General features: G+C 42.2%; 9 protein-coding genes and 1 pseudogene. 2 read left to right on the top strand and 8 right to left on the bottom strand.

What is annotated here, in order from left to right; genetic code table 11:
* A pseudogene (locus AB4503_RS10370) lies at window positions 1–1,955 on the top strand (conjugative transfer relaxase/helicase TraI); the annotation flags it as partial.
* Window positions 1,956–1,973: 18 nt separating this feature from the next.
* On the opposite strand, the gene AB4503_RS10365 reads toward AB4503_RS10370, so the two are convergent.
* The 8 genes from AB4503_RS10365 to AB4503_RS10330 all read right to left on the bottom strand — a co-directional run bounded on the left by AB4503_RS10365 (window position 1,974) and on the right by AB4503_RS10330 (window position 6,720).
* Entirely contained in the window at window positions 1,974–2,333 is a 360-nt protein-coding gene (locus tag AB4503_RS10365; RefSeq protein WP_016790675.1) for a hypothetical protein, read from the bottom strand.
* 590 nt (window positions 2,334–2,923) lie between these two features.
* On the bottom strand, window positions 2,924–3,367 hold the full coding sequence (locus tag AB4503_RS10360) for a lytic transglycosylase domain-containing protein (protein WP_048666189.1): 444 nt from the start codon (window positions 3,365–3,367) through the stop codon (window positions 2,924–2,926).
* A 54-nt stretch (window positions 3,368–3,421) separates the two neighbouring features.
* A complete protein-coding gene (locus AB4503_RS10355) occupies window positions 3,422–3,757 on the bottom strand; it encodes a hypothetical protein (RefSeq protein ID WP_048666188.1) in 336 nt (111 codons plus the stop codon).
* Between the two features lie 78 nt (window positions 3,758–3,835).
* Window positions 3,836–4,222 carry a hypothetical protein gene (locus tag AB4503_RS10350; RefSeq protein WP_017100396.1) on the bottom strand — a complete coding sequence of 129 codons (387 nt, stop codon included), beginning with the start codon at window positions 4,220–4,222 and terminating at the stop codon, window positions 3,836–3,838.
* A 38-nt stretch (window positions 4,223–4,260) separates the two neighbouring features.
* On the bottom strand, window positions 4,261–4,617 hold the full coding sequence (locus AB4503_RS10345) for a hypothetical protein (RefSeq protein ID WP_102421257.1): 357 nt from the start codon (window positions 4,615–4,617) through the stop codon (window positions 4,261–4,263).
* Between the two features lie 700 nt (window positions 4,618–5,317).
* A complete protein-coding gene (locus tag AB4503_RS10340) occupies window positions 5,318–5,647 on the bottom strand; it encodes a hypothetical protein (protein WP_048666186.1) in 330 nt (109 codons plus the stop codon).
* 103 nt (window positions 5,648–5,750) lie between these two features.
* Entirely contained in the window at window positions 5,751–6,236 is a 486-nt protein-coding gene (gene radC, locus AB4503_RS10335; protein ID WP_016799664.1) for a DNA repair protein RadC, read from the bottom strand.
* Between the two features lie 52 nt (window positions 6,237–6,288).
* Entirely contained in the window at window positions 6,289–6,720 is a 432-nt protein-coding gene (locus AB4503_RS10330) for a hypothetical protein (protein WP_372114530.1), read from the bottom strand.
* 1,192 nt (window positions 6,721–7,912) lie between these two features.
* Here AB4503_RS10330 and AB4503_RS10325 point away from each other — a divergent pair.
* On the top strand, window positions 7,913–9,136 hold the full coding sequence (locus tag AB4503_RS10325) for an MFS transporter (RefSeq protein ID WP_102503789.1): 1,224 nt from the start codon (window positions 7,913–7,915) through the stop codon (window positions 9,134–9,136).
* The last annotated feature ends 146 nt before the right edge of the window (window positions 9,137–9,282 follow it).

Here is a 9,282-nt window from a genome sequence, read left to right as displayed (position 1 = left end):
ACATCCGTGTCGGTTTGATGAAACAGAGTGAGTTAGGCAAAGAGAACGTCGTCGCAACCCGGCTACGCTCAATCGGCGCCACGGGTGAAGAGCTCACTACCATGATGCCGTATCAAAAAGGCTTGATATTGAGCACCAGACCCGGTGAGTACGCGACAATCACTCACGTTGACTCAGAGCATGGCGTGGTGACACTTCAAGACGCAGCGACAGGTAAGACTAGGCCATTCTTACCGCGCAACCGTGACCACCGCTTCACCACCCTGTTCTCTGCGTCAGAAAAGCCACTTTCGACGGGCGATAAAATCATCACGCGCTTTACCGATAAAAGTCGTGACATCAAAGCCAACGTCGAATACCGCATCACGCAAGCCAATGAGGAAGGCATCAAAGCGCAATCCAAAACAGGACAAGCGCTCACCATTAACCCCAACGAGCTTAAAGACGGGCATTGGGACTACGCGTACAGTCGAACCGCAGACATGGCGCAAGGGTCCACCTATCAACACGTCATTAGCGCGATACAAAGCAAAGGCGCACTGACCAACTTAAGACGCGCCGGTATCGATGTCACCCGTGCCAGTCAGCACATTCGCCTCTATACCGACAACACCAAACAACTGGTCAAAAGCTGGCTCTCTAAAGAAAGTCATAAAGCCAGTGCAATAGAAACCCTCAACCAAACGCCCCCCAAAGACACCACCTACTTTAACCGAAATGCCCTCCCTCACGAAGACGTTCGGTTCCAAAATAAAAGCGGTGACTTTGACTACAACACATTTAGGGAGCACATCAATACGCAGCTACCAAAATACACCGAAAGCCTCGCCATTCAGTTATTAGGCCAGCCGAATCAATCCAAATCAGACCGGGATTATTTAACCTTTGGCCTTGGAAAATCGGCGATTAAAGTGACCCTAACTGGAGAATATCGTGGGTATTTTAAAGACTACACCACAGGCGAAAAAGGCGCATTGATTAACCTTATAATGAGTCATAAGGAAATGAACTATAAAGCCGCGATGAATGAAGCGCACAAGATGCTAAACGAACCGGACAAATATCAATTGGAGGAAAACAGTAAGCACGACAAATTACTGAGCACCACACCTAGGCATATTGCGCAGTTTGAAGAACGGGCTAAAGATTATATCAATCAAAGCTTACCGATGGATAACACACTGGCCCAAACGTACTTAAACAAGCTCGGTGTCAATAACATTGAAAACAACCATGTAAAATTCCACCCGGCGGTCTATTCATCCGAAGATAGATCTCTTCATCCTGCGATGTTAACCAATATCCACAATAAAGAAGGTGAAACTAAAGCCATTGAAGTGACCTATTTAGACACTCAAGGCAATAAAGACACCTCCCTAGACATTAATCCAAGAACCCTAGGCACAAAGTCCAAACAATTAACCCAATTCCATCAAGGAGAGAATTTAAACACCACCATCATCAGTACCTCAATTGAACACTCGTTTTTAATTCGAGACCAAACCCAAGGGCAGATTGACATTATCAATGTCAATCATAAGAACGACATTCAAAACATCTCCACCGATGAACTGAGACAGAACATCATTATTGTATTAAATCACGGCAACCACGATTTAAACCCGAACAACATTGAGAAAATCGTCGAGAACTTTAATGGACGAGACATTCAATTCATGTCAGACGATAATCTTAAAGAGGACATTAAATCGTGCATTAACAAATTAGAGCGAGATAACAGCGCACATAACATTGAATTAAATGAGGCGCACACTTCTCATCAAGAGAGCGAATTAGACACCCTCAACTATAATGAGAAAAAAGAAACCGACAGCCAATCACTCGACCACTTTGAGCCAAAAGAATATTCACCTCAACAAGAGATGGAATTTAATCACTCAGAGAAAGAGAGTCAGTGGGAAGACAGAGAAATCGACAGAGAGTTAGAGCGATAATAAAAGGGTAGCCAATGGCTACCCTTTTTTTTCGCCTTCAAGATATTCATCGACGCTTTTATCAACCAAAGCGGTGTTGGATTTTCTTTGCTCAATCGAATCCGCTTTATTCTTATAATACCCCTCCCCATCAAAGCTATGCGCCAAATTTAAATTTAGCACGCCTTGTACCTGCCTAACTCTACGATACGTTTCTTCCATCAACTCACGGTTCGACGGCCGCTCATCGTCACTGTCATTCAGTTTGATACGCAACGCCAAGGTAAAAAGCTGACGAGTTGCCTCGGCATCACTTAACTTTTCTCTGTCTCTGAACTTCTTAAAATCTTGCTCTAGCTTCCCTCGAAGGGAGCTTTGTAAAGGGTAAGAACGTGACATAATTTAGCTTTTTCTCCTCAATGAATGTCAATGAAGCCCACCTTTAAGCCTCAATGAAATCCAATAAATTCTCAATGTAAACCCATTGTACTTAGTTTTGAAAAAACCGCTACAACCTTACCGATAAAGGGATAAATAACAATTTAATTAAATCCCATTGAATTTAGATTGAAATCACCACAATCCCTTACACAGAAAGGCGCCAATGATAATTCAATGTAATTACATATTTTCACACTGGGATTTCAGCGGCTAATTAGTTGAGATTTTGAAAATTTTTTCACGCTCTATTTCGCCTCCACTATTAATCATAAGTCATTGTTTTTATAGGTTTTAAATTCATCACAGACAATCATTTAAATCGTTTACGATTTAGCGTGGTGTGTGGTCACCAACTCAACTAACCAACAACTCAGAACGAATGATCTGACTTCCTTAATCAAAGCGACGGGAAAAACTGACAGCGAAAGACAAAAGCCGACCAGGTGGCGAATGAATCTGACGAACGAGGGATGCGGGGGATCTGGAAATTGAAGGAAGAAAGCGAGAGGAAAAGCTAAAGACCTTGCACCGTTATGGTGCAAGGTCTTTTATTTAACGTTAGGATTAAAATAAACCGATTGGACTTTTTGGATGTATATTTTTCTGGCGTTCTCGGTGCGTTTGGAAAAACCCGCATTATACGCGCCGACACTGTTCCAGTTATAACCATGACTAGAAAAGTTAGAACTTAATACCCACGCACCTAATGAAACATTAAAACAAGGTTTGTAAATATTGGCTTTATTGACGTTAAATTCAGCCAATCGAGGAAACCAAATAGAGTTAATTTGCATGAGTCCAAAGTCACGACTGGTTACTTGACCTTTTTTATTTTTGTTTTCGTTATAAGCATTAGGATCAAGACTGCTTTCAACTTGTGCTATCGCTCGCAGCAAAGCTGGAGCAACATTATAATGTTGTCCTGCTTCATCAAAACAAAACGAATACCCAACACTTGGAAACACCGACAATAATAAGATTGATTTTTTCATAAACTAAAAAATGGAGTCCAAAGGAACTCCATTATATCGCGTGAATTGACGTCATCAATATTCATTCGGGAGCAAAATCGTAGTGCAACTACGATCACGCTTGGTAATTATCCAGACTTGTTCATTACAAATGGTGTAACTGGATAAAACCCGCTCGCCTGTCTTGGTGGCTTCATCATTGGTAAGTTTATCTTCAACACAGACATTTCCCCAATCACCATTTTGGTGACGATGTAAGTAAATCGGTAAATTCACACCAATATTGTTATTTAGCAGTTCAGCAATGCCTTGTGTACAAACGACTTGGCCAAGATCAAACGGCACAGCCGTACAAACATAAATTTTTTCTTTTATTTCTTCGTTACCTGATGTAAGATTTTTAATGTTCATTTTATTTACCCCTGTATTTAAATTGAATTTGCCTTGATATTTGATACAGCAAATATCAAGGCGCTTTACTTTTAGCGTTTAAGAAACGTCTTCCGTTTTACGAATGTGATTAAACACCTCATACACTTCATCGTAAGAAATACCATACCCTTCGAGACTTTCGACACAATCACAAATGTCATTGGTATAAAAACACTCGTGATTGAATAGCTCACGGCGAATGATCGCTTTTTTACCATTCTCTTCGATGTCTTCGGCGATCCCTTCTTGAGCAATAGAATCTAAACGGGTCATTAATTGCTTTGCATTATCAACAGGGCAAATTAAACCCATACCTAACGACGCATATTTCACGCCCTCTTTTTTTGCTTCATCGAACTGTTTAGTGGAAAAGGCAAAAAATGCCCCTGCTTCATTAAATGCTAGCGTTTGTTTGTCTTGAACATAGTGGGAGAGATATTTCATGACTTACTCCTGACGTTAATACAAAAATATCCCAGTAATTAAAACGGGCAACGGTGAAACGAAAAGAGGGCTCTCGAAGGGGTTGATACATCCTTCACAATAAAATTGTCAGTTAAGTCCCCTATTTTAAAGTGATGTAAGATGCTCTTCTCAACCTCAGCCAGAGTGGATGGGTAGAACTTAGAATCACGCAGAGTAAATCCCGCGATTTTGAGTTCAGCTAAGGTAATATCGCTACACGGCGTAAGAGAAAAGCCGTGCTCTTCTCCCTCTGTACGCTGAGGAATACGCAGTAAAGAGATATCATTTTTTGGTGAGCTTTCGTGCCCAGCGGCGAAACGCTGGTCGCTGAAATTCGATTTAGAGAGAGTTGGGGTTGTATGTTGTTGTGCCATGAGGAGTTTCCTTTCTGTTTGAGTATCACTTTTATGGAGCCGCTTGGCTGTCCACACCTCAAACATGGTTCTTCTCTGCAGGGGCGCGAAGCGTTCATTTACCCTTGCAGAGAAGGTTCTGATTGAGGATGGTTAACAGCCTGCGAGCACCATCAAATGATGCGAGTCGAAAGGAAAATCGGCACATAAGACAGCAAGCCTTTACTCGAACTTAATTGAAATCAGTGAAAGGTAACGAGGAGGCACGACGAGGCGCAGCTACGCAGGCGTTCAGGATTGCAGCGATATCCTTTTAGATAGGGGCTGTAGAGAGGCACATTCTGGGGCGGCACGCAGTGACTCACCCGGGTGAGGCCACGCTTAGGCCATAGATGAAAGATACAAGCGGAGAGCCTTGCCCGAAGGGTAACGCACAACTCAAGCCTTTATCATGACGCTACGCTTCAAATCAGCCTTAAACCGTTATAATAAAAAAGGCGCCTATCAGCCACAAACCCACAAAGTGACACCATGACAAAGCAATATAATCAAACATCGAGTAAATGGGCGCACTGTGGTACTGAGAGCCGGTTTGACGACCGCTTGCGGTCGAGCCTTTGGCTTAAATTCTTTTAGCGCGAGCGTTGAAGCGATCGAGGACATAACGAGAACAAAAAAATGCCTCTAGGATAAGAGGCATTTCAGAAAACCTATTTGAACATTAAACGTTGATATGACTACCCACCCAAAACGCGGCACCGGCTACCGTCGCAATCATCGCGAAGGCTGTTGCAATAATGAGGTTTTTAAGGGAACTCACTTCAATACGAACCCCTTGGATATCAGATTTCAGCTCATTACGAACACCCTGAATTTCAGACTTCAGCTCATTACGAACCGCTTCAATTTTATCTGAAAGGTCATGACGAACCGCTTCGATCTTCTGATCGAGTTCTTTACGCGTATCATTTAACTGCTCTTGAGTGGCAGCATGAGCGGTTAGGTTGATCAGCTCTTCAACGCTTAATGTAACTTTGCTTGATTCAGACATAATAGAAACCTTATTTAATTGTCTTTAGTTTACTGCATTACGTTACCGAAGTCATTCACGCCAGAATAGGCGTGAATGAGAGACATTTTTCACTAACTAATGGTTATATCCAACCACGCTCCGCAAATGACACCACATCTTCAAAAGACACCACGAAGTGATCGAGTACTCGAATATCAACCAAGGCTAACGCGTCAGTCAGTCGTCGAGTAATACGTCGATCGGCTTGGCTGGGTGTGGCATCACCGCTGGGATGGTTATGATAAAAAATGACTGCACTTGCGTTTGTGGCCAGTGACTCTTTGACCACTTCACGAGGGTAAACGGATGCGGCGTCAATGGTGCCGTTAAACATCTCTTTTGTGCGTAAAACCCGATGCTGACTATCAAGAAATATCACCCCAAACACTTCGCTTTCATTGGAAGCGAGTGAAGTCTGACAAAATGATTTCACCAATTCAGGGGAATTGAGTGGCGTCTGCTCTGACACAAACAACTTAGATTTTAAAATGCTCGCGGCATGGTTCAAGATATCTTTTTCTTCTACAGAGAAAAGACTGTGATTAGAGTAGTTAGCAAGTACAGACATAATAGATCCCCTTTTAATATTTAAAGTCGTGATGGGCGGAGCTCAGTCCGTGTTATTGGCCATACAAGCTAGTCAGAAGGTCTTTCGCTATCGCTTGATGCTTAGCGGTCGTTTCAACGTTTCTCTCTTCTTTTTTCGCGTAGGCGTAATCTTCTCGCATCTGTTTTACCGTCGTCACTCTGTCACATACGCCAATACTCACCCCTTTTCCTTTCAGACTTTCCTCTAAGATTAAAGAGTCGGTATAACCAAACTCCTTAAGTAAAATCTCATGCACTTTGACCGCTCGAACGCTCGAATTAAAGTCCGTTGAATTCACCCAGATAAGTCCTTTTGAAACTGTAGCTGAAACAGTCGAACGAACTGCACGTTCAACGACCCGACAGGAGATATCATTTTTTGGTGAGCTTTCGTGCCCAGCGGCGAAACGCTGGTCGCTGAACATCGGTTTAGAGAGAGTTGGGCTTGAGTGTCGTTGTGCCATGAGGAGTTTCCTTTCTGTTTGAGTATCACTTTATGGAGCCGCTTGGCTGCCCCTACCTCAAACAGGGTTCTTCTCTGCAGGGGCGCGAAGCGTTCATTCACCCTTGCAGAGAAGGTTCTGATTTAGGAGGGTCAACAGTCTGCGAGCCCCATCAAATGATGCGAGTCGAAAGGAAAACCGGCACATAAGGCAACAAGCCCTTACTCGAACTTAATGGATGTCAGTGAAAGGAGTGAGAAGGTACGACGAACGGCAACGAGGAAGAATGACGAGGCGCTGGCGTTCAGGATTGCAGCGATATCCTTTTAGATAGGGACTGTAGAGAGGCACATTCTGAGGCGGCACGCAGTGACTCATCAGGGTGATGCCACTCTTAGGCCATAGGTGAAAGATACAAGCAAAAAGCCTTGCCCAAAGGGTAACGCCCAAGTCCACCATAGTTTTTAAGGTAGTGAATTGCTAAATAAAAAAAAGGGGGGGGTTCCCCGCAATTATCACAAAAATAAGACGTTCAAAATGCCAACAATACTCAGCCTTACATTTAAGGTGAAGAATTACTGATAGACCAACAAACATATAAAACTCAAATAAATCCTCAGTTTATATATTAACTGTGAAACGCCTCAGATGTGAGGCGTTTTTGCTCTTAAAAACGACAAAGTCGCTTGGTGATAACAGCGATTAGAGCATTTTCTTCAAATGATAATTGTCCAAAACCTTCACAGGCTGAATTTTTACCCGTGGTACATTCTACCTCAGAAATGCCCCAAAATGAGCCATATAGGGATTGAACTCAGGTTCAAACTCAGGAACTTGCCTTACTTTCCCTCATGCCTAGAGTTCTAACTTTGTCCCCAAATTCCTAATCCACTAGACCACTAGACCACTAGACCACTAGAGACTGTTCTTCAAACACAACTACGCACGAATACGTTGTTTAAGTGTTTCTAAGCTATTGAATAGTATAGAACAAAATAGAAGTTCTTGATTGATAACGTGCCTCGAATAGGAGGCAATGTGTGTTTGCACGGTTTTTAACTAGAAATTATATCAAAACTGAATTATATACATATTTTTCAGTTGGTTAGAGAGGGTGCTTAATATATGCTAAATACACCAATTCGTGCTGGCACGATATTAAAATGTTATATGCCAACAAGTAAAACCCTAACATTCTCAAGGATGGTGAAGAATGGTAAGTAAAAACAGCACATTACAAATGAATTTTGTAATGTTAATCGTCTTTTTGGGCTGTGCAGGTGTTTCGTTCCCATATCCTGTCATTGCCCCATTATTTTTAGGCGGTGAAACAACGAGTTTGACCCAGTGGTTAGGGTTGTCTCCAGAAATATTATTAGGGTTAGTCATCGCTGCTTATCCGTTGGGGATGGTTATTGGTAGCGCTTTACTCGGTTCAATTTCTGATAGTTTTGGTCGAAAAAAGCTATTAAGCATTTCGTTAGTATTTTCTGTTTTAGGTTATTTGTTGTGTGCATACGCGGTAGTTATTGAGAGCTATTTAGTATTTTTGCTTGCTCGATTTGCAATCGGTTTATGTGAGGGTAACGTTTCTGTAGCGCGTGCAATAGCCTCAGATTTATGCGAAGAAAAGGATAAAACGGTTGCTTTATCAAAGATAAATGCGGCTGTGTATAGCGGATTATTGGCTGGTCCTATTTTAGGTGGTTTAGCAGGCTCTCAATCAACAGAGTTTGTTTTTGTACTCGCTGCGATGGTTTATATTTTATGTTGGTTAATCGTTTTATTCTTAGTTCAAGAAACTAATACCGTGCATGCTGTCAAGTCTGTACTGCCAAATGTTAAACTGTTTAATAACAAGTTATATTTCCAACTATTACTGATTCAGCTTTTAATGGCTATAGGTACAAGTGGTGCGTACCATTTTATCCCTGTTTGGTTGACGAGCGTTCAAGGTTTTTCTCCAACTGAAATCGGTTTTTCGGCGGCAATAATGAGCGCTTTAATGATTTTAAGTAGTTTGAAGTTAGTCCCTAGAGTTTCCAACAAACTAAATAAAAAACAAATTTATGTCGTGTTTGGTTTGACACTCTCATTGCTTTATTTTTGCATGGTAGTGTTAACACCAAATCTATCACTCTTTGTATTTTTAGTGACCGGCATACCAATTTCGATTTTAAGTGGTGCATTTCCCGCTTACGTTGTACAAAAATTAGGAGAAGAGCGTTCTGGGCTATTGCTTGGTAGTTTATCTTCTATGACGAGTATAGCTTCGGTTCTGGTGGCGCTCGGAGGCTCTATGTTGTTAACTTTCGACCACGCTGCGCCTATCGCTGTTTCTTCATTGTTCTGTTTTTTAAGTGTTGGTCTATTTATGTTTGTGTTGAAAACCACCTCAGAAGAATCGCTATTGGAGCACCGAGTTAAAGGCATATAATCGGGTAGCCGGAGGTATTTACCCTCCAGCCCCCACACCACCCTGCATGCGGATCCGCACAGGGCGGTTCATTCAGAACGCCTAACTTATATCTTCTGGTTTGGATATTGAACAGCGATCCATCCGTCTTTCAGTGAAAATAATCC

Origin of the sequence: Vibrio sp. 10N.222.55.B11 (genome assembly GCF_041473705.1) — a bacterium.
Taxonomy (GTDB): domain Bacteria; phylum Pseudomonadota; class Gammaproteobacteria; order Enterobacterales; family Vibrionaceae; genus Vibrio; species Vibrio crassostreae_C.
This window is presented reverse-complemented; position numbering and strand designations above follow the sequence as displayed.